The organism is Stenotrophomonas sp. 05N37, assembly GCF_056397365.1.
The window spans coordinates 88404-108742 of record NZ_JBFTNG010000003.1 but is presented as its reverse complement, the minus strand read 5'-3'; the positions used below and the strand labels follow the sequence as shown (position 1 = coordinate 108742).

The window sequence follows — 20339 nt, the reverse complement described above, 5'->3', positions numbered from 1 at the left end:
GTACGATGCCCACCCCTTGGCCATGCCGCCCACCGGCTGTTCCGCAGCCCCGGCGCCCCCCTCCCGTGCCCCATTACACCGGTCCCCTGCTCACCCGCCCGCTTGCCGAAGCCCTCCTGCGCGCCCGCGACAGTGGCGCCGGGAGCTGGACCGGCTCGCTCGATCTTGCCCGCTCCACCGGCACCGCGACCCTGGCCGCCGACCATTGGACCTGGAAAGAGCAGCGCTACCCCTACCCCGGCAAGACCAAGGACCGCACCCTGTACTACTGGGACGGCGAGGAGTTCCTGGCGGTGTCGCGGTTCGGCACGGCGCTGATCAAGCTGGTGCCCACCGACTGGGATGCGCCCACCTTCGAGATCGACGGCATCAAGATGCTGCCCAGCGCGCAGGTGTCGCCGTTCGAGGATGCACGGCGCAAGGTGGCGCTGATCGCCCCTGCGGGCAAGACCGTGCTGGATACCTGTGGCGGGCTCGGCTACTTCGCCGCGTGCTGTCTGGAAGGCGGCGTCGCCCGCATCCAGTCGTTCGAGAAAAACCCGGACGTGCTCTGGCTGCGCACGCTCAATCCGTGGTCACCCGACCCGGACGCGCCGGTCAGTGGCGGCCGGCTGTCGCTCACCCACGCCGACGTCTCCGTGGCCATCGAGGGCCTGGAAAGCAGTTCGGTGGATGCCATCCTGCACGATCCGCCCCGCTTTGGCATCGCCGGCGAACTGTACTCGCAGGTGTTCTACGACCAGTTGGCACGGGTGATCCGCAAGGGCGGGCGCATGTTCCATTACACCGGCGCGCCCAACAAGCTCACCAGTGGCCGCGACGTGCCGCGCGAGGTGGCCAAGCGCCTGGAGAAGGCGGGCTTCAAGGCCGACCTGGCGCTCGATGGCGTGCTCGCCGTGAAACGCTGAGCGCGGCATCGCACGCCGGAACCCGAGCGGTCGATGACCGCCCGGGTCAGTCCTCGCGGGGCAGCTTCTTCGCCCACATGTTGTCCACCAGGTTGGGATAGGCGCGGCCGTTTTCTTCGGCCCGCTGCCGCGCGGCCGCTTTCTGGGCCGGCGACAACGGCCGCGACTTGCCCTTGTTGGGCGTCGGCTTCTTCCAAGGGGGCGTGCGAGGCGCGGGCATGTTGGCCGTTACTTCTTCAGGAACGCCACCAGCGCCGCGTTGAACTGCTCCGGATGGCTGGCGTTGCAGCCATGCGGCGCGTCCTTGAGCACCACGGCCTCGCTACCGGCAATGGCCGCATGCGTGCGCTTGCCCGACCCCTCGTAGGGCACCGTGCCGTCGCTGTCACCATGCAGCACCAGGGTGGGCACGCTCACCTTCTTCAGGTCCTCGCGGAAATCCGTAGTGCCGAAGGCCTTCATGCAGCCCAAGGCCGCGGTCTGGTCGGCCTGCTGGCACAGCTTGATCGCCGCCTGGCGCTCGCTCTCGCTCACCTTCAACTCGCCCTTGGCGCTGAAGAAATCGGTGGTGAAGTTGTCGAAGAAGCCGTCGCGGTCGCGCTCCAGGTCCTGGCGCATCTGGTCGGCCTTGGACGGGGTGAGCGGGCCGTCGGGGTTGTCGGCGGTCTGCAGCATGTACGGCGGCACCGCCGAGGCGAATACCACGCTATGCAGGCGCTGCTCGCCGTGGCGGGCGATGTAGCGGGCCACTTCGCCGCCGCCCATCGAGAAGCCCACCAGGGTGACATCCTGCAGGCCGAGGTCGTCGATCACCCCCGCCAGATCATCGGCCAGGGTGTCGTACTCATAGCCGTCGGCCGGCTTTTCCGAGCGCCCGAAGCCGCGCCGGTCGTAGGCAATGACGCGGTAGCCGGCATTCTTCAGCACGGGCACCTGCGCCTTCCACGATTCGGCCGAGAGCGGCCAGCCGTGGATCAACACCACCGGGCGGCCGGAGCCACCGGTGTCTTCAACGTGCAGCTTGACGCGTGATGCCATGGGGGCGCTCCTGTCGGTCGAATAGGTGGTCGATGCTAGGTGGCGCGGTTGACAGATGTTGTGAAAGAAACGGGTGGATTGATGACATGGCGTGCACGTTTCACCGGCCAGCGGTGAAAGTAGGGAATATTCCTATTCACGCGCAACGCATCGGCGGGCAAGCTCCCCCCTCCTCAGCAACGGACAGCGCCATGTCCCTTATCGGATCCTCGACCGAGCCAAACTGGAAGAAGGAGGTTGCCCTGATTGCAACCGCCATTCGTGAGAACAGCCCATTGATCGCAGCGGGCGTGGTGTTCCTCACCAGTGCCTCCATCTACAACTTCTCGAACAGCGAGAAGGTGGCCATCAACGTGATGTCGGCCGAGCTGGTGGCCTCCATCCCGCTCTATTTTTCCATCATCACGCTACTGGTCATACTCCTCAGTTTCAGCCTTGGAATGACCTCGATGGTGACCTTGGAGGGCGCGGCGCGCGATCAACGCGGGCGCCTCCTTGCCGTGCCAATCGTCCCCACTGGCCGTGGTGAGTTCATGACGGCGCCGGTGCGGCGTGCTGCGTTGGTGGCGGCTGGCGCATGGCTGCTTGCCTACTGGTCACCCGCCTTGATCTTCATCGGGCTTGGGCTGATCACCGTTGCCCTCGATGGCGAAGACGCCAGCTATATCGTGATGATTCTGTTGGGCCTTGCAATGTCAATCGTGGCGATGTCGTGGCTCTCCCTGCGCATCCGTCGTCCGCATCGAAACCGTGCCGTGGGCAAATCGCGCTCCACCCTGCTGCTTGCCGGCGTCGTGCAGAGCATCCTCATGATGACCGCCATCGTGATCGCCATTCGCTACTACAGCGAACAGGGGTACGGTGATTGGGGGATCGCCGCGTGGACGCTGACCGTGACGGCACTCCTGGCCGGGCTGCAGTTCGTCGCCGCACTGGCCATCGCACGTACCAGCAGCCATGGTGGCGTCCTTCGCCAGTGCGTGATCGGCGGAGCCGTGCTGGTCACGCTGGTGTGCCTGGTTCCGACCACCTCCGTATTCGTTTCGCGGTGGGTCTTCAATATCAGTACCACCGGCCCGGTTTCGTGCGTGCAATTGGCGCTTCCCCCAGGCTACAGCGCCAACATCATGACCGACGCGGCCGGCGCGGCGCCCTCAGCGTCGGCGCCGTCCTCATGGACACAGCCCCTGCGCGTCATCGCGCCCTACGACGATAGCGTCCAGGTACGTCTGCGCGATATTCCAGACACCGTGTTCCGGATCAAAAAGGCCGACATCCAGGCGGTACGGGTGTGTCCATCACGCCAGTAGCCCCATGGACCACTGGCGCGTCTCATTATGTGAGACGCGCCAAGCGCAGCATCGTGTCCTGATCCAACTCCCGAGGCGGCCCAGATGGACCTTCGCCCGCTATACCCCCGCGCCACCGCGCCCGCTGTCCTCGCCCTGCCCCGCGTGGCCTGCGGCGGCCTCGCCCGCACCTTGCTGCTGCACGGGCTGGGGGCGCACCCGGCGTCGCGGCTTGCCTTGCGCCAGGCGTTGCGCCGCACCGGCCAGGCCGCGCGGTGCACTTGCTGCCTGGGCCAGCATCCGTTGAACACCTGCGTAAGCAGCCGACCAGCGGCACTCGCGGGCGCCCCGCGCGCCGAGACGGCGGTCGCCGCGAGCGCCTGAGCGCCGCGCCCGCGGCAGTGACGCACCTCGGCAGTCTTGGCCGGCGCGACGGTCACGCGGTTGTCGCCACCCTCCACGCCTGGGCGCTCCATGTCCCACGCGTGCAGATGGACGAAGCGGCTGGCGGGGTGATCAGCCCCACGTCGCTGGCGGCAAAGCGGGACACGCCATCGAACACCGGCAACGGCTGATTCACAGGCGAGGACGCCGCCACGGCCGTCCCGGCCAGGCACAGCCCAACCAGCGCGAGCAACCGTCTCATGCGGCATCGCCAGTAACCGCAACCGGGCACGCAGGCGCGTACCGGGCCGCGCGGCGGTGGTCAGCCCGCGTTACCTAGCGTTGCCACCTGGCGCAGCGCAAGCCGGCGCTCACCCAGTACCGCGTAAGCGAGTGCAACGCCACCGGGCAGCGGCGCGCCCGGCTGCAGCGTCGCCATGGCATGCGCCTCATCAAGCCGGTACCAGGCCCCACCCACGCGCACGAACGTTGCCGTGTCCGCGCCCTGCCGGCTCGCCCGCTCGCGCGCCTGCATCACTTCCTGCACCGGCCCACTCACCTCCAACCGGGTCACCAGGCGTCGCCGGCCCCACATGCGCAGAGGCGGCAGGCATTGCCACACCGCCCACAGCGCGGTGAGCACCATGCCGCTGCCCAGCCACACGTTGAAACCACGGCTCACTGCCGGCAGGATCGCCAGCACCACCAGCCCCAGCAGCATCGCCCCACACAGCCACGCCGCCGCGCGCAGCACCGCGCGTGGGCGCGCCATCAGCCCCGTCCAGTCGCGCGCCTGCATCGGCGACTCGCTGGCCGGCAGCGCGTCGAGGTCCGGGTAGGCCACCTGCAGCAGATGGCCGGGCCGCAATGCACTGAACACCAGTCGCACCTGCGTACCGGCCGGCGGCCCGGTCACCTGCCGTGGCACGAAGCCCAGCTGTTCGTCGCTGCTTGGCGATTCCTCCAGCACCGCGTGCACCGCACCGTCCACGGCGTACACCCGCGGCCGTGCGCCCAACGCGCCGCCTTGCGGCAGGATATCGGCCGTATCCAGCCGCCCCTCCACCACGGTTACCTGCCCGTCGGCCAACACCGCGCGCAGTGCCTCCGTGCGCCGCCGGCGCGCGATGACCGCCGCGACGATGCCTGCCACGCCCAGCAGGGCCGCGACGCACATCGGTATCACGGTGGGCGCTGCATTTGCCGGATACAGCCCCAGCCACGCGAAATAGGCGGTGGCGAGCAGGCCGATACAGGCGGCCAGCAACACCCAGGCCGTGCCGGTTTCCTGCTGGAAGGCGAGGTCGGCTTGCAGGCGGGTGCGAAGCTCAGGCGACAGCGGCTGCGGCTGGTGCGCGGGGGCAGTGGACATCCTTGATCTCATGCGACGGCGTGTCGGGAAGTATGACCGAGATTCATCGCGGGCTCCGCAGCGTGCCAGCAAACACCTGCTATCGTTGCGGCCACTGCTTTTCACGGACCGAAACCATGCAGACCACGCTTCAAGGGCGCTCCTACCAGCGCGGTGAAATCACCCTGGAGGAACTGGCGGCCCTCACCGCAGGCTTCAACTACGCCAGCGCGCTGCTGGACGACGATCTGCTGGGCAACGACTACGATGCCGTCGTGGTAGACGGCGACCTGCACCTGCCGTCACTGACCCTCGGCGAGCCCCTCGCCTTCCTGGTGGTCACCGGCAACCTCGTCATCGACGGCGCCTGCGTGGACTGCGACGAGCCCGCCACCGGCCTGTACGTGCTTGGCAACCTGCAGGCCGGCTCGGTGTGGACCGGCGGCATGCTGGGCGTGCAGGGCGACCTCACCGTGGCCCGCACCCTGGCCGGGTTCTACAACGACTACGCAGCCATCGTGAAAGGCACCACGCGTGCCGCGGTGTTCTTCCCGGAAAACCATTATTTCCAGTTCGAGGGCGCCCCCATGTTCGACGTGGTGCTGGGCAATGCCGCCCCTTACCGCGTGCCGAAGCAATGGGCCGCCCAGGTGACCGAAACCCTCAAGGGCCGCGCGCTGCTCGACCGCGCCGTGGGCCTGGAAAGCGACGATCTGCCCGCGCTGTCGGCCGAGCAGATCGAGACCTTCGGTGCTACCGAACTGCTGGATGCCCATGCGCTCTACACACGCGTACAGGCCGACAGCCCCGTGCTGAGCGACTGACCCAGCCGCCGGCACTACGCGCGTTGCCCAGCCGCTCACGGCACCGGGCAACGCGTTGCGGCATCAGTCCAGCGCAATGCGGGCCACGGACTCTTCGCTGCCCTTGGCATCCTTGTCGCCGTTCTTCACTGTCACGTACAGCACATTCCTGCGGGCATCCAATGCCAGGCTGTTCGGATGGGTGGGCACCGCGTAGCTGGCCACCTGCGTGTAGGTATCGCTGTTGTATGCCGTCACGCTGCCGCCGTCGCGGTTGGTCACGTACAGGCGCTTGCGCGGCGCATCCAGCAGGATACCCAGCGGGCCGGCGTCGGTGGCGATGCTGGCCAGTTCCTTGCCGCTGGTGCGGTCCAGCACCAGCACGCGCTGGCCCGGGTGCGAGGAAGTGAAGCCCGAGCTGCTGGCCTGGTACTTGCGGATCATCTCCGAGCCCTGGTCCGTCACGAACAGGCGCTTGCCGGCCGGGTCCAGCGCGATGTTCATCGGCTGCTCGGCGCCCACCTTGAAGCGCTGCTCCACCTTGCCGCTGTCGGTGCCCACGGTGACCACTTCGGCCAGCAGGTTGGAGGTGTACACGCGCTTGCCCTTGGCATCCAGCGCCAGCCCCGGCGCCTTGGCATTGCCCAGGCCGGAAATGGTGTTGATCACCTTCAGCGTCTGCGTATCCACCACGAACAGCACGCTGCCGTCACCGGAGTGGCCGGTCACGTACAGGCGGTGATTGGGCGCATCCACCACCAGCTCGCGCAGGTCGTGCGTGTAGGCGGCCTTGCCATCCTTGCCGACCACTTTCTCCATCAGCTGCACGGTGCCGATGGCCTTGTTGGCGGCGGTGTCGACCACGGTTACCGAGGTATCGACGGTATTGCCGACGTACAGGCGATCGCCCGCGTCATCGAGCACCACGCCGAAGCCTTTGCGCTCCAGCGGAATGTTGGCTTCTACCGCCAAGGTGTCCGGGTTCAGGCGCAGCACCTGGGCCGGGCCGGCAGCATCGCCGAAGCCACCGGAGGACGCGACAAACACGGCGTTCTGCCTCGGGCTGAAGGCCAGCTCATACAGGCCCTGGGCCACCGGCTTGCGCTGGACGGCGGCTTCAGTGGCAGCGGACGGGGTGGTCTTGCCGAGGGCGAAGGCCGACGGGGCGCCGAGGGTGAGGCTGACGGCGAGGGCCAAGGTGGCCGAACGGAGGAGGGAACGTGGGTGCATGCGAGCGTCCTTGTGAGAGGCAGAGGAGAGAGATCCTTGGCTCGCGTGGCCGCTGGGGAGCGGCCATCCACACGCAGGGGACGGTGTGGGAAGGCTGGCTGGCGGGGACATGGTAGCAGCTGGGCCGCTATTCTCCTCCGCCGCCCCCGCCGTCGCCATCCATGGTCATGACGCGTGCGTTGGCCTCCAACTGCGCCTGCTGCCCCTGGGCCTGCTGCTCCATCTGCTGTGCCTGCAACTGCTGCTGTTCCTGATTCTGCGCCTCCAACTGCTGCATGGCCTCTTCCACCGGCGTCTCCACCGCCTGCCGCGTACGTATCGACGCACGCCGGCCTGCGGGGTCGCCGATGTCGCCCTCTACCAGGAAGACGAACTCTGCCTCGGGGGACGTGGCCGTTGCGCTGCTCATCACCACATGGTCTGCCCGCGTCAGCCCGTTGCCCTTTGCGAGTACGAACAGGCTTGCCGACATCCGTTCGCTGGTCGCGTCGAAGGTCCGTCCATATTCGGCATCCACGGCCGCTACGCCATCGCGTATCTGCTGGAAGAGTGGATAGTCTGGGTGGTCTGGTTTGCTTGGCCACGCTTGGTTTCGCTCTGCATCCTGCTGGGTTGGAGCCCACACGCCACCTTCCAGGGGGGTGTGATCCGACCCGGCAGTTTGTGGCGCGGGTTTCGCGGCCGGTAGATCGTTGGACGACAATCGAACTGGGCGCGTCTCGTGGAAGGTGAACCCAGATCGCTCGAGGTCTTGGTCGTCATAAGGCGTATCTGCGGCAAACGGCAGCGCCGTCTCCTCGGGTGCACGCCGCTCCTTCCGCTCCACCTCCACGGGCGTGACAAGCGTGGCTTTTTCGCGAACTGCAGGATTGCCAAGGACGCGCGGCGACTCATCCACGTGGCCGGCGTTATCCTCATGCTGAGGCAAACGCGCACCCCTCACCTGTTGTGGCGCATGGTCAGGATGAGCGCCACTCGCCCCGGCGTGCTCGTACGCCGCCGATTGGGGCGAGCTGTGCGAGGCGATGGCGCCCGCCCTGGCTGCCGGCCGCGCTTCTGGCGTCGGATCCTTCTGTTCAGCTGCTTGATCATGCCCGTGCTGACCGACAAGCGAGCCTTGGTGCGCAGAGGTGTGACTTACTGCAGGCTCGCTGACCTCGGCGGGCGGCTTTTCGCCCCGAGAGGACACTCGACCCTGATCGGGCATGAGTGCGGCCGCCGGTAGCGTCACCGCAGCCGGCGAGACCGTCACGGTCTGCTGCTGAAGAACAGGCGCCGAGAGATCAGCGGGAGCACGGTCCGCGCCGCGTTCCTGCGGTGCGCGAGCAAGCTCCGGGGTAGAAGCATGCACATTCACCGCCGCCAGCGTGGCAACGTGCTGCACCTCCTCGGTGGAGCCTCCTTGGCGATTTGCCTCACTCATCGCCTGTTGGTAAGCATCGCGCTCCTGTGGCGACAGCGCGGCGATCTCCAGCACGGGTGTGCCAGGAATGGGCGACTGCTGCTGGCCGACGGCGCGAACATCTCTCAACGCCTGCCGCAGCTCCTCCGAGCTCGTCGTTGCAACGTGTCGCGCGACGCCATCTTCACCCGTCTGGAAGTGGGCAATCGGGCTGTCGTATCCGAAAACGCCGGCGTCGTTGCGCTGAATCTGCTGCATGGTGGGACCAGGGATGCCATTGGCCTCCCGCGTCCGACTCACGGCCAGTTCGATGGCCTGCTGAGTATCGGGATTTACATTGAGATCGACGCCAGCGCTTCTGTATGTGTGTAGCAGTTCGTTCTTGGCGACCTGGGCGGTGGTGGGCGGCGGTAGCGCCTGGATGGCCGCAATGCTCTCCTCGGCGCGCTCTATCGACAGCAGACGCATCTGGTTGGTGAGCTCCAGCTCCATCGCAAGATTGCCGCTGGCCAACGCGCCCTGATTCTCCCACTGCCCCGTTTCGTCGCGGTGATATAAACGGTTGTCGGAGCCAAGTACGGCATCGGGCCTGGCCCGCGCGTACTCGACCGCTTCCGGGACCGCTACGCCTTGGTCCTGGGAGCGTTGTGCCGCATGGTTCTCCAGATAGTACGTAGCAATGGCCTCTCGACCCGTGGCGATGTTCTCCTCGATACGGCCCAAAGCCTCCTGGTTGAGCTGCCGAGCGCGCTCGGGGGTTGCAGTCTGGGTTTCATAGGAGGCGCGGTCGTTTGCGCCGGAGAAAGCCGTCTTGACCCGGCGTTCCCACGTAGCCGTGTCCGGGTTGTGGCGCCAGTCCTGGTTGTCCAAGCCGCGCTGGTCACTGGGTTGAGCGGGGATCTTGAACGGGTCCTGCGGCGGGGGCACTTTGCCGAGCGCGAATTCCACAGCCTTGGCGCTCGCCAAGGCCCCCAACTTCTGCGACTGTTGGTAGCTGGCCGCTACACGTTCTTCAGTGGGGTTGCTGCGGCCCTCCTGAGCGCGGTCGAAGGCCGCCTCACGCGTCCAGTTGATGCCATCGAATTTCCACTCCACTCCAGCCACGGTCTGGTGGTAGATGGCGCGGTTGTCCAGAAGGTCGGCCCCCTTTTCGAACGCCTTGGCGAGGAGCAACGCATCCGCAGCAACTGCGGCCGCAGGCACGAACCCGCTGCCGCCCAGTGCCATGGCCAGGGAGGTACCGCCTGCCCATCCGCCAACGTTTCGAGCGACGGCGTGGGTGACCTCTGAGCGTGCGGCGGTGGCGTTGCCTTGGTCCAGGAGTTCGGAGGCGCGGCGGGCGGTTAGCGTGGCGTCGACACCAGTTGCCAGTAGGCCCCCGGAACGTACGAGCATACGGCCCGAAGCTTCACCCATGAGAAGCTCCATAGACACTGCACCACTCTGTCCATGGTAACTGCGGAGGGCGCGCGCCGCTTCTTCGCCCAATGTGTTCTCGACGACGCCAACGCCTCTTTCCGAGATGTTCAGGCGGCCAGTTTGATGAGCAGCATTGATGGCCTGTGAAAGACTGTGCCGCTGGAGGTCGGGATTACCGCCTGCGACCAATGGATGCCCTGATGCCTGAAAGGTCTCCAAGGTGGAGATCACACGTCTTTCGCTTTGCGTTACCACACTCCACTGACGCTCATTTGGCGCGGCCCGCAGGTGCAGCTCGAACTGTGATTCATTCTTGACCGCGTAGTCGCTGGCATTTCTATAGAAACTTTGAGTAATTTCTCGCGCCTGAACAACGGACAGATCCACCCCTTTGTTTGTGCGCAGATCGCCATTGATTAGGGCAACCTGCATGAGGTCGCCCAATCTATGGACTTTGAGCGAAACTCGATCCAAGGCCTGTGCATCTCCGCTTAACGCAGCCTGCCCGTCCTTTGTCGCAGCCAGCCTATTGAGCGCCTCCGCCAGTCCAGCCTGATAGTCTTTTATTGGCCTTCCATTATGCGGAGAAACACCAAGCAAATGCGCAAGCGCCTTATCGCTTGGCATATTTATAAGGTTCGTACCTGCATCCATCTTGAATCGTCCGCCTTCTTCTAGAGTCTGGAGAAAGGTGTTCAGATTCAGGGTCTGCTGCTCAATAGCATGATGCCCCTGGAATAGCGGAGGCTTGCTTGGCGGCTTGCTCGGCATCGCTTATTCTCCTTCCTTGGATGTGCCGCTCTCAGATGTTTCTTACGTCAACGAATGAGATACCACTTTTGCCTGAATCAATCGGCACGCCTGCCTCACGGACCGCATCCCTAAACGATCTATCGCAGAACGCGGAGGGATTGAATGGCGTCAAGAAGACGTGCGCGCCGCAAATCACATCTCGCTTGAAGGCCAGCCTCGCACCGCCTCCCAAGAAATAGAATTTTCCGCGCACGTAGTCTTCACTAACATTGATCTCCAGTTGAGACGCGTCTTCATCGAGAGCATCCAACTCTCGAACCACATCACATAGGAAGTGAGTTGGACCTTTCGAGCCATCCACGAAATTGGTTTCACACTCGACGAATTCAAAAGCATCGCGATCCACCGCGAGCATCACTTGGCGGAGGCGGTCGGATACCAGCCAATAGCCACTAAACCCTCCTTCAAGGTCTCGCGGTGGGGGGCCTTTGGATTCATCAAATCTTAGGCGAGGCGTTTCCAATATACGAGGAAATCCACCTGACTCCGGCCGAAGAATGCGTCGCGGGGGGGACAACAGATGTTGTATGTTTTCGAGTATCACACCTCGAAAACGAGCACCGCTCCCCATTTCGGGCCCAAACAGGAAGAACTGCCCGCGCTTAGGCTGGTCACTGGTTGTATTCGCCATCTGGAGACTTCCTTCTGCTATTGATTGAGTACTACCGCCTAGGAAAACCAATCTGGGCCCGTCGCTGCAACGAGGATATCTGGCGCAAGGCTATCAGCATTCCCCTACCTGACGCATCCGACGCGGCACAAGATGGCGGCAATGGAAGGCGGCACTGCCGCTTTCGCCCACCCTCAAATCAATGCGACTCCACCACCACCGCAACACGATCAAAGCGGTGGCTGGCCAAATCCTCCCGACTGATCCAGAACGTTGCCTGGCCGCAGTCGCCGAACGTCAGGTCGATCGCAGGATCCGAGGCAAGCTGCAATAGGCAAACCTCACCGCCCTCGCCTTCTACGTCGGGCATGACGCCCTGCAGAAGCGGAACATGCCCAAGCATCTGATGCACCCTTGGCTCGGCGCATTGCCTGCGTCCATCATGATGGGTGCAGTGGCTATCCTCAGGGCGGCGTAAAGAGAGTTTGCCGCCTGGACCGGGCTCAGGGATATAGGATATTTCCTACACATTCTTGATCCATAGAGCCCAATCGGGTGCTGGCTTATCGGGTTGCAACTCTTCCCCAGCCCTCGCCAACTGGGATATACCCCCTCGGCGAGAACGATGCGGCCAGCTACGCGCAGCGGTTTCGTTTGGGAGCGGCTGATGCCACGTCGCGAGAGCGCGTCATCTGTAGTAAGGCCGACATACCGGATACTGTACCTGCTGCTGCTTTGATCCATGTTCGCCATTACAAGTCCCTGTGCAAGTCCGTGCTCCGCCGCTCGTGATCCCTCGATGCTGGCACGCCGCGTCGTAACCTCCCCCTGCTGACATGGGATTGTCCACCCTACGCTGTCAGCATTTGTTGCTGCGCAAAGATGTGAGTACGCTTGCAGTGCGTGGCACACCGCCAATACCACCGAGGGACTTTCATGAGCTGTATCCGGCGCTGCCTGATGTCACCGCCCCTCGTGCTGCTTTCAACGCTTTTGCCCGCCTGCGCGAGCCCGGCAGAGCCCGGGCCGCCTGAACCCCCTGCTGCGGGCGCCAAGCCAGCAGCTACGCTCCCCGAGCTCCAGAATCGGCTGATTCATTACGCCGATTCCCTGAAGCAGCCAAAGGACCCCGCCCAGCACGTCTTCACCTCCATGCTGGGCGTAACTCTGACCCCCATCGCACCCGGCGCAAAGAGCGGACGCGTCAAGGACATGCCACTGAGCGGTGGCTACATGTTCTACGCCAGTTCGTTGGCAACCCAGCCACCGCATACGTTCGGCGATTACGAGGTCGGCATCTATCGACACGGCGGACCTGCATTCACTGAGGACGAGAGATCACCCTGCGTCTGGGACGCCGCTGTAGCGCGGCAGCGTCTGGAGTCGATTGGCTATCAGGCGGGTGGCGAACGACCGTTTCAGCGCGGCAGGCGACAGGAATTCTGGCGGCCAATTGAAGACAGCGAAAAGGAGTTCTATGTACATCTGCTTACCTACACGACGGTGGCTGGGCAGGAAAAGACGTGCGTCTATGCAATTCGCTTCTCTGGGGGTAATCCATGAAGCCGCTTGACGCTCGCATCGAACCACTTCTGGCAGGCCTGTCCGGCGACCCAAGGCTGCCCAAGGGCACCGAAGAGAGCATTCGTCGAGCCATCTCTGAATCGCCGTTCCTCTCAAACCTTCTTGCAAATGCTGCCGGTGATCGACAGATCGGACGGATAGCGATCTCGTACGGCGAAAACAACGTCGGACATTTCCAGGATGGACCCAATGGAGGGCCTGGCACCATCTACGTGAGTTCAGCTTCCTTTGTGGACCGCAACGAAGCGCAGAGGCTCAACGTGCTGACTGAGATCCTGGGGCATGAAACGATGCACGGGGTTCTAACCAAGCATCGAGCGCAGGCACTATCGGAATAAGTTGGCAGCTACAGAGGCTTGATGGATGAGGCCTATCAATCCAGAGCTGCAGTGGTGGATCTCACTGGTCCAGTCCGCACCTACCTGGACAGAGGGCGGCAGGAGGAAGCGCTGGCTGAGGTGGCGGGCTTGAGAGCACTGAACAGTCGAATCGCCCATGCAGACCCAACCGCATCCAAGGATGATATGGCAGCGAAGCTGCTGTCGTCTTCAACCTCACGGTGTGTAGAAGGAGGTGCCGGTGACCGCAGGCTCGCGCCAGGGCTCTCCTACGAGGAGATTTCGAGACGGACTGCCGACGGCGACAGGCCGCTACACCACGCGGTCGAACGTTGCTTCTACGATGGAAAGGGCACCTTGGGGCGGCATGGCGACTCGGACTACCGCAATTACTATGGTGTAGCACCGATAACCAGCGTCGCCCAGGATTACGCCTATCAGTCACGCGGACGCCAGCCGCCCGAGGTGCGCATTGACTTTCGAGAGCTCGGCCTGGAGCCCAGACAGCTTGAGCGAAACGGATTGGACCTCGGTTCCGCCAGAGTTTTCCCTGTCTCAGACTTTGGGAAGGATGGCTTTGGCAGGATCGAGCTGAACAACACCGGTGCAAATGGCCGGAGGGCTGATCCCCCCAATCGTGCGCTTCCGTCGGATGGCCCGCCGTCTATCGAGCTTGGCGCGCATGACCGACACCTGCTCAATCAGATTCGGGACAAGGTGGGTGAACTGGATAGAGCACACGGACGCCAGTTCGACCAGACAAGTGAGCGCGTATCGGCCAGTCTGCTTGTCAGTGCGAAAATGGCAGGATTGAGCAGTGTGGATCACGTTATTTCCAGCAACGCGACCGCGAACGTTCCTGCTGGTCATACGCTGCACATAGTGCAAGGTGACCTGACCAATCCCACGTCACCGCGTGCACATGTGCTTGCATCGCAGACCGTGCAACGGTCTGCACAAGAGAGCCTGGAGCAAGCCGCAGCGATGGAACAGCAGCAGTCACAGGTAATGGACACGCAGCGGGCTGTGGAGCGCCAGGAGCCCCCGCCGCTCCATGCCAGGTAGTCGGTCAGGAGGGCCGGTAGACCAGTGGCTTGAAATGCGCCCGCCGCTTCAGCGAGCGCACTTCCATGGTCCTCGGCTTGCGCGACTGTTGCCACTTGTCCCGCTCGCCGCGGCGCGACGCCTGTCCGGCGCGGCTGGAGGGCAACCGTTTCCGACTGACGCGGCCACATCAGAGGCATCTTCGTCGTGCCCGCCCAAGACCCTCACGTCGTCAGCCGGCGCGGACTGGGATACGTCCCTCGGCCAGGACGATACGGCCTGCTTCAGAAGGAAGGTTCATTTGGGAAGGGTTGATACCACGACGCGAGAGCGCGTCATCTGTAGTAACGGCAACATACCGGATACTGTACTTACTGCTGCTCTGATCCATGTTCGCCATTACAAGTCCTTGTGCAAGTCCGATCAAGAAGGTGAGATCTTCGTCTGTACTTCCCAATATTCTCTTGAAGCTAAAAACGGATTCAAGCACCCAGTCACGTCCCATGTCGAGCGTAAACACTCGTTCGCGCCCACGCTCAGCTTCCATCATCGCCTCACTTCCAAACAATCCCAACCCATCTACGCGCACACCATCAACGTAGAACAGGTACTGATACTCGTCGTGACTTGGATCCTCCGGTGGACTGGCGGGAAGCACTCGAGGTGATGTGATTACGATTCGATTGCCTTGATCAACGGCGGAGCCTGGTTGAGGCGTGAAATTCAATCGCATGGCGGGCCCTTCAACTTGGACGGATCCAGAGCGTGGAATGTAGTCCGGCGGCCACCTGTCGCCGCCTCGGCCAACTCAACAGCGCCATCCGACAACGCGGCGGCTGTGTCACGGACAAAGACATCGGCGCGGACCACTGCACTACGTGAGGTTGGCCGGAACGGCCGACTCCGCCAACACAATATTGCCCGTTGGCCTGGGCGCGCCTGCGACCAGGATCGAGACTCCAGCCCGATCAAGCGCTTCAGCTGTTGTGACAGCTACATACCGAACGTTGGCCCTGTTATCGGTTCGCCCCGCGTAGGCCAACACCAGAACCCGCGGTTGCGGAATTGAGATGCCCGTACTCGGATCAAACGACGAAGCGGGTTCAGCCTGGAAACAGAGAGGCACAATTCATCCTTGATCTGCATGGACGGCGAGACGTCGATTGGCGCCCTCCTGCACGTAGAGGCTTGTTGATGCGCCTCGTCCACTGAGGGAGAACCAGATGTTAACGCTTGCGGCGCGGGGAGCAAGCCTACCGGGTCGCATCCTCTGACCTTGGTCCATGTGTTCGCCATCATCCTGATGGCCAAGCGTTTTGGGACGCTTTCTTTCGGTACCAGTGCGCTTCAAACAATCCGCCATCATTTCGTGGAGATCGGCGGAAATGGTGATGCGGCTTGAGGCATACCGGACTATAGATTGCTCTGGCTGCCGCCGCGCCGGGTGTGGTTCGTACGAGATCGTGAGAAGTAGAGCGATGCATCACCTCTCGGCTCATGCCTCATCGGCGGGAACGAAAACATTGGCCAATACAATCGTGCCATCAGGAAGTGGATGCACTGCGTCTGGCACCCCAATGCCGTGGCGCCCAAGCGCCTCAACAGTGGTCACCACCACATTTCGCTGAGCATCGGCGTCGTTGTTTCGTCCTGCGAAAACATTGACCAGGCCACACGCAACATCGCGAATGAAGTCGAAATCACTGTCTGCATTGCCAATGGCCTGCTTGAAGCGGAACAACGCCTCGAATGCCGCGTCCTGGCTGAGATCAAGGGTGTACAGCCATTCGCGTTGTCCCGACACTTCCAGTGCAACTTCGGAACCAAAGATGCCCAGCGCCCCGATACGTTCGTCTTTGAGGCGAAACACGTACTGGTACTCAACGCCATCCCTCCCGTCCGGGAGAGTGGCTGGCAGCATTCGAGGCTGGGGGATCGAGACGCCGCTTCGCTCATCGAAGGCGGCGCTGGCCGTGGGCTTGAAATCGATAGGCATCACGCGTCCTTTAGCTCGTGTCGATTGCGCGGCATTCAATTCCCCCTCATTGCCCAACAAACATACTGCATAAAAGAAAGCGAGGCATGCCGCGATGGTGGCTCTTCGATGCTGGGCTGGGCCCATGCTCGATCAGTCCGTCGTCCTGAACAAGCCCGCCGAGAGCGCCTTTCTCCAGGTGCGCCCCCAGCACTGACCTGGATCGCCGCTTGCTGGTGCTGGATGCCAAAGACCGTACCGGTCTGAGCAACATTCCAGGCGCCATGCGCTCGGCTCCTCCATATCAGATAGTCTTGAGCAGGGCATGCAATGGAATGATCATGAGCGAACTGTCTTATCGCAGATGGGTGGCACTGGTGCTGGGTGTGATCGTGAGCGTCGGCGGCTGTGCGAAGACATCGGACGTGCACGGCCAAGGCAGGGAGGCTGGCCCGTCAGGAGAGCCGATCCTCAAGAAGGACGTGGCTGGGCGCACGTACACCAACGCGCCGGCAGAGGCACGCCTTGGGCTGCATCGCTTCATGATCCCCGCCAACTACTTCAACGACCAGGTGGGCCCCTCTCCGGACATAGGGCTTGAGCTAACGTTGTTCTGGCCAACGCTGGACGCAGCTCCGCCTGGCAACTACCCGGTGCGAACGGCAGATGAGCAGTATCGTCAGGTCAGCGCGACCGTTGTACCCATAGACAGGATACCGATCGAGTCCGTGCTTGATCGAATGGTCACCACCGATGGGACCACGGAAGCCGGTTCGCTGCGCCGCCGGGATCCGCGCGCGCGTCTCGAGCTTCGCGCAAGGCAACCGGAGGTTTTCGGCCTGTCCCCGTACGTGATCGACGAAGTCCGCATGCCGCCGTTCGCCGCGGAGTATGAAGCCACATACGGTCAGCAGCTTCTGCGGAATCCCGATGGCGAGAAAGACTGGTACATCGCCCGTTCGACAGACGGAGCGCTGGTTACCTTCATCGCGTGTAGCAGTCAGCGCCTGAGACAGGATGGGCTGCTATTAAGCGGAGACCAGGTGACTCCCGACGGAAGTGGGCGAGCCGCAATGTGCAGCCATCACTTCGTGGATGCACAGAAGCGCATCGCCTTCGACGTGAGCTATCCACGCGTCCTGCTCAAGGACTGGAGGCGCATGGAGGATGCCATGCGCGGTGTGATGGACAGGTACCAGGTCAACTGAGAGCAGATTGAATCAAGGGCGGTCTGGCTGCGTGGCCACGTACTCCCGCATCAGCGGCCTGAGCACCTGTGCAACTGGAAGGTGCTGGCGCCCCAGGCGATCGCGCGCTTCATGGAGCACCACGCCGAGTCCCTCGCGCGCCAGCGGGATACGCACCTCGACCGCCAGCACCCCGGGTTGAGACGCACCACCTGGGCTGGGTCGGCGGCGTCGCCCAAGCCTCCGGAGGAGGTCACGAACACGGCGTTCTGCTAGGGGCTGATGGCCAGTCCGTTCGGAAGACGTGGAGCACGACCATCCTTATGCACCTGCGAAGTGTCCAGAAAATGCCCTATCAGTCATCCATGCATGCTGTAGACGAATCTGCGACATCAGACTGAACTTCGCTTCGGCAGCTGCAATCAGACGAGGATCGCCACTGGCGTTTGCCTGGTTGAGTTCACTTCTTGCTTCGACCATGAACGTACCCAACTGCCCTTGCAGCGCCTCTATGGCGCGTTCCAGTCCGGGGATGACCGAAGGTGCCGCTGCTGCAATGATGTTCAGCACCTCTGGAGGCGCTTTATATGATCGGCGTAGTCGCGGAGCTTCCCCAGCAGCTTCACAGAAACGGGGGGGGGGCGATCAGCAGTCAAGATGGCGCTCTCCTTCTATTGCGGCCAATGCCTCTTTATTTGTCACATGTCAGCCTGAACTCGGCTGCCCACGCGGAGGTACTCCTGGGGGCGTCTCCGTCCCATCTCTGCTTTTCGTCATTCGCAGCGACGAGGGACAACATGCCCTGCTCCGGCACCTGCGTATCCACGCGGGGTAACTCGGCGCAATCGATCTGCGCCAGGGGGGAGTGGACGCCTACTGGCGGTAGGTGCGCCAATCGGCTGCTTCAGACCCGGCGGCAGTTCAAAGGCATCCTGCTGAACCAGCCCAACCGGCTGATCTTCGGTAGCTCATCCCTTCTGAGTGGATGCCGTTCAATTACGTGGCTGCCTTGAGAAACAGGTCCTTTACGAGGCATTTCCCAATCTCTTCCTTGAGCCCAGATGATGAATCAAAGGTCGGCGGCATCCTTAAAGCGAAGTCCCGAAGACTTTTCAGGGCCACCGATGCCTGCGTCCCAAACGGCATCCCGCAGCAATCGGTCACAGAGGGTGAAACCCGAGTATGGCGTGCGGAACACATGCGCCTCACCAACGACGTCCTTGCGAAAAGCCAGACTGGTGCCGCCCGACAGGTCATAGAACTTTCCGGCGACGAACTCATCGCTGACTTCGATAGTCAGCTTTGAGTTGCGTTCGTCAAGCGCATCCAACTGACGTGCTACTTCACACAAGTAGTAGCGTGACCCTTCCGATCCGTCGGCCTGACGATAATCGCACTCCACGAACTCGAAGCCGGCCGGATCCACCTTGGAGAGCACGTCTTTCAGGTGCCCTGATACAAGCCAGTAGCCGCTCAGACCACCCTCCAGGTCCTCTGGCGGATCACCTACCTCTGGATAGTGACGCAGGCGAGGCTTTTCTTTGAGAACCGGGAAGCCACCTTCGCGCGGTCGGATTATCATTCTTGGAGGCGTCAGCAGCGCCTCTTCGTTTTCGATCTCTACGCCGTGCCCTCGCCCACCCCGGGTGGTATCTGGCATGAGGAGATAGAACTCGCCGCGAGTTGGCAGATTTTCCCTTGATGCCTCCATTTTTTTGAGCCTGTAGCAGTTGTAGCTATTGTGTCCGACACAGACTAGCGCGAGCTGTGCATTCTGTTCCAGCGGCGTGGTCCCTCGGGGTGCTATGCAAGTCTCTGACATTGAGCCGATGGCCGTGAGGCGACCTCCCGGAGTGTCTAAGTGGTCTGCAGCCTGGGGGGCGGTGTCCATCTTGGAGTTAAGACCATGCACGGATACCACCACCCAGATCCGTGCATCAGCAAAGACCCATTTGCACTGCTCTGACGTGAAGGCGCCAGCCGAATTTGATGATCGATCGCGATGGTGTCTCCGCCAATCTATTGAGGAGCGGTCCAGGGGTAGCTACGACTCGGACCTCGACGTGGTAGCCCTTGCTCTGCAGGTCCTTGATCAGCGATTCCGACGCTCACTTGCCATTACTCAGGGTGGTGTCAAATATAAGGTTCTTTCTTTCGGAGACAGTAGCTTCCAGCAACTCTGCAGCCCAAGCGCCAGCATCTGCATGCGTCCGTCCAGACCATGTATATGGATTTTCGCGTCTAAAGTCGCTTACCCCAGGATGAAACCTGCGAAGTTCGTCAGGATCAACGGTGATGACATCGCTGCCGAACTCGAGTTGGGCTGCCCTGGCGAGGCCGCCTTTGCCGGAGCCAGGTTGCCCTCCCAAAATCACAGCAGCAGGTCGTTGCTGCGACGCAGCCAGGTCCAGGTTGAGAGCCGGAACAACCGGATCTCTGAAGATACGGGCATGTTCCTCATCCGGCAGCACATCGCTCGAACGATCCATCTCAGCACATCCTTATGCTTATTTGAAAAATTGCCAAAGCGCCTCATCGCCTATCCAGAACTGCTTCAGGCCAATCTGGGAGATCAGGCGGAACTTTGACTCTGCTGCGGCCACAAGGCCTGGATCAGCGGAAGCCCTCATCCGCTCGAGCTCGCCTCTCGCCTCGACCATGAAGCTATCCAAGCGTCCCTCCAAAGCGTCTACCGCACGCTCAAATCGAGGGATGATGGAAGCAGGCTTCGCTTCAACATCGTTCAAAACGTCCTGAAGACGATCGATGAGTTCTGGATACTGTTGTAGCTTCTCTACGAGTTTGGCGGGAACCGGTGGCTGAGAAACAGGCATGAAGTGCATCCTTTAGAGCGAACTTTGTGCCTGGGGAACTATCACACGTTGGGATTCGCATTATCTAGAGCTCTGGATCCCATTTCGCCCGCGTTGGCGCTATCGCACATCTGTCAGCAGCGCCGCGACG

Annotated in this window: 21 protein-coding genes; 7 read left to right on the top strand and 14 right to left on the bottom strand. The window is 62.5% G+C overall.

The genetic code is table 11. The features are described 5' to 3' along the window. The first annotated feature begins 5 nt into the window (after positions 1 to 5). A complete protein-coding gene (locus AC1DGC_RS11085; protein WP_259207285.1) occupies positions 6 to 908 on the top strand; it encodes a class I SAM-dependent methyltransferase in 903 nt (300 codons plus the stop codon). A 46-nt stretch (positions 909 to 954) separates the two neighbouring features. On the opposite strand, the gene AC1DGC_RS11080 is transcribed toward AC1DGC_RS11085, so the two are convergent. Both AC1DGC_RS11080 and AC1DGC_RS11075 read right to left on the bottom strand, forming a co-directional pair. Continuing rightward, the gene (locus tag AC1DGC_RS11080) at positions 955 to 1128 is read right to left on the bottom strand and encodes a hypothetical protein (protein ID WP_394164299.1); all 174 of its coding nucleotides are present in this window, start codon (positions 1126 to 1128) and stop codon (positions 955 to 957) included. A gap of 8 nt (positions 1129 to 1136) precedes the next feature. Then, complete coding sequence (locus AC1DGC_RS11075; protein WP_394164300.1) at positions 1137 to 1946, bottom strand: alpha/beta fold hydrolase; 810 nt, start codon at positions 1944 to 1946, stop codon at positions 1137 to 1139. 191 nt (positions 1947 to 2137) lie between these two features. Here AC1DGC_RS11075 and AC1DGC_RS11070 point away from each other — a divergent pair, with 191 nt between their 5' ends. Next, a complete protein-coding gene (locus AC1DGC_RS11070) occupies positions 2138 to 3256 on the top strand; it encodes a hypothetical protein (protein WP_478047866.1) in 1119 nt (372 codons plus the stop codon). 685 nt (positions 3257 to 3941) lie between these two features. On the opposite strand, the gene AC1DGC_RS11065 is transcribed toward AC1DGC_RS11070, so the two are convergent. Beyond that, on the bottom strand, positions 3942 to 4991 hold the full coding sequence (locus tag AC1DGC_RS11065; RefSeq protein ID WP_478047865.1) for a hypothetical protein: 1050 nt from the start codon (positions 4989 to 4991) through the stop codon (positions 3942 to 3944). Between the two features lie 116 nt (positions 4992 to 5107). Between AC1DGC_RS11065 and AC1DGC_RS11060 the strand changes: the two genes are divergently transcribed. Then, positions 5108 to 5794: a hypothetical protein gene (locus AC1DGC_RS11060; protein WP_478047864.1), complete on the top strand. Its 687-nt coding sequence runs from the start codon at positions 5108 to 5110 to the stop codon at positions 5792 to 5794. Positions 5795 to 5857: 63 nt separating this feature from the next. Here the strand turns inward: AC1DGC_RS11060 and AC1DGC_RS11055 are convergent, their stop codons facing one another. The 4 genes from AC1DGC_RS11055 to AC1DGC_RS11040 all read right to left on the bottom strand — a co-directional run bounded on the left by AC1DGC_RS11055 (position 5858) and on the right by AC1DGC_RS11040 (position 11659). After that, positions 5858 to 7003: a YncE family protein gene (locus AC1DGC_RS11055; protein ID WP_478047863.1), complete on the bottom strand. Its 1146-nt coding sequence runs from the start codon at positions 7001 to 7003 to the stop codon at positions 5858 to 5860. A gap of 127 nt (positions 7004 to 7130) precedes the next feature. Next, complete coding sequence (locus AC1DGC_RS11050; protein WP_478047862.1) at positions 7131 to 10595, bottom strand: XVIPCD domain-containing protein; 3465 nt, start codon at positions 10593 to 10595, stop codon at positions 7131 to 7133. Positions 10596 to 10626: 31 nt separating this feature from the next. Next, on the bottom strand, positions 10627 to 11268 hold the full coding sequence (locus tag AC1DGC_RS11045) for a DUF1629 domain-containing protein (protein ID WP_478047861.1): 642 nt from the start codon (positions 11266 to 11268) through the stop codon (positions 10627 to 10629). Positions 11269 to 11446: 178 nt separating this feature from the next. Next, positions 11447 to 11659 (bottom strand): DUF1963 domain-containing protein, encoded by a 213-nt coding sequence (locus AC1DGC_RS11040; RefSeq protein ID WP_478047860.1) that lies wholly within the window; start codon positions 11657 to 11659, stop codon positions 11447 to 11449. A 548-nt stretch (positions 11660 to 12207) separates the two neighbouring features. Between AC1DGC_RS11040 and AC1DGC_RS11035 the strand changes: the two genes are divergently transcribed. The 3 genes from AC1DGC_RS11035 to AC1DGC_RS11025 are packed head-to-tail and all read left to right on the top strand — an operon-like array spanning position 12208 to position 14234. Next, positions 12208 to 12810 (top strand): hypothetical protein, encoded by a 603-nt coding sequence (locus AC1DGC_RS11035; RefSeq protein ID WP_478047859.1) that lies wholly within the window; start codon positions 12208 to 12210, stop codon positions 12808 to 12810. Next, positions 12807 to 13169 carry a hypothetical protein gene (locus AC1DGC_RS11030; protein WP_478047858.1) on the top strand — a complete coding sequence of 121 codons (363 nt, stop codon included), beginning with the start codon at positions 12807 to 12809 and terminating at the stop codon, positions 13167 to 13169. The genes AC1DGC_RS11035 and AC1DGC_RS11030 overlap by 4 nt, the downstream gene beginning before the upstream one ends. A 21-nt stretch (positions 13170 to 13190) precedes the next feature. Then, positions 13191 to 14234, top strand: a complete 1044-nt coding sequence (locus AC1DGC_RS11025) for an XVIPCD domain-containing protein (RefSeq protein ID WP_478047857.1) — start codon at positions 13191 to 13193, stop codon at positions 14232 to 14234. Between the two features lie 211 nt (positions 14235 to 14445). On the opposite strand, the gene AC1DGC_RS11020 is transcribed toward AC1DGC_RS11025, so the two are convergent. Together AC1DGC_RS11020 and AC1DGC_RS11015 are read right to left on the bottom strand one after the other, a co-directional pair. After that, complete coding sequence (locus tag AC1DGC_RS11020) at positions 14446 to 14946, bottom strand: hypothetical protein (RefSeq protein WP_478047856.1); 501 nt, start codon at positions 14944 to 14946, stop codon at positions 14446 to 14448. A gap of 762 nt (positions 14947 to 15708) precedes the next feature. Beyond that, a complete protein-coding gene (locus AC1DGC_RS11015) occupies positions 15709 to 16209 on the bottom strand; it encodes a hypothetical protein (RefSeq protein WP_478047855.1) in 501 nt (166 codons plus the stop codon). Between the two features lie 320 nt (positions 16210 to 16529). Between AC1DGC_RS11015 and AC1DGC_RS11010 the strand changes: the two genes are divergently transcribed. After that, positions 16530 to 17396: a hypothetical protein gene (locus AC1DGC_RS11010; protein WP_478047854.1), complete on the top strand. Its 867-nt coding sequence runs from the start codon at positions 16530 to 16532 to the stop codon at positions 17394 to 17396. Between the two features lie 300 nt (positions 17397 to 17696). On the opposite strand, the gene AC1DGC_RS11005 is transcribed toward AC1DGC_RS11010, so the two are convergent. From AC1DGC_RS11005 to AC1DGC_RS10985, 5 genes are all read right to left on the bottom strand, one after another. Then, on the bottom strand, positions 17697 to 17945 hold the full coding sequence (locus AC1DGC_RS11005) for a hypothetical protein (RefSeq protein WP_478047853.1): 249 nt from the start codon (positions 17943 to 17945) through the stop codon (positions 17697 to 17699). A gap of 121 nt (positions 17946 to 18066) precedes the next feature. Continuing rightward, entirely contained in the window at positions 18067 to 18270 is a 204-nt protein-coding gene (locus AC1DGC_RS11000; protein WP_478047852.1) for a DUF1963 domain-containing protein, read from the bottom strand. Between the two features lie 174 nt (positions 18271 to 18444). Next, complete coding sequence (locus tag AC1DGC_RS10995; RefSeq protein ID WP_478047851.1) at positions 18445 to 19086, bottom strand: DUF1629 domain-containing protein; 642 nt, start codon at positions 19084 to 19086, stop codon at positions 18445 to 18447. Between the two features lie 397 nt (positions 19087 to 19483). Continuing rightward, entirely contained in the window at positions 19484 to 19864 is a 381-nt protein-coding gene (locus AC1DGC_RS10990; protein WP_478047850.1) for a zeta toxin family protein, read from the bottom strand. Between the two features lie 18 nt (positions 19865 to 19882). Then, the gene (locus AC1DGC_RS10985) at positions 19883 to 20209 is read right to left on the bottom strand and encodes a hypothetical protein (RefSeq protein ID WP_478047849.1); all 327 of its coding nucleotides are present in this window, start codon (positions 20207 to 20209) and stop codon (positions 19883 to 19885) included. Between the last annotated feature and the right edge of the window lie 130 nt (positions 20210 to 20339).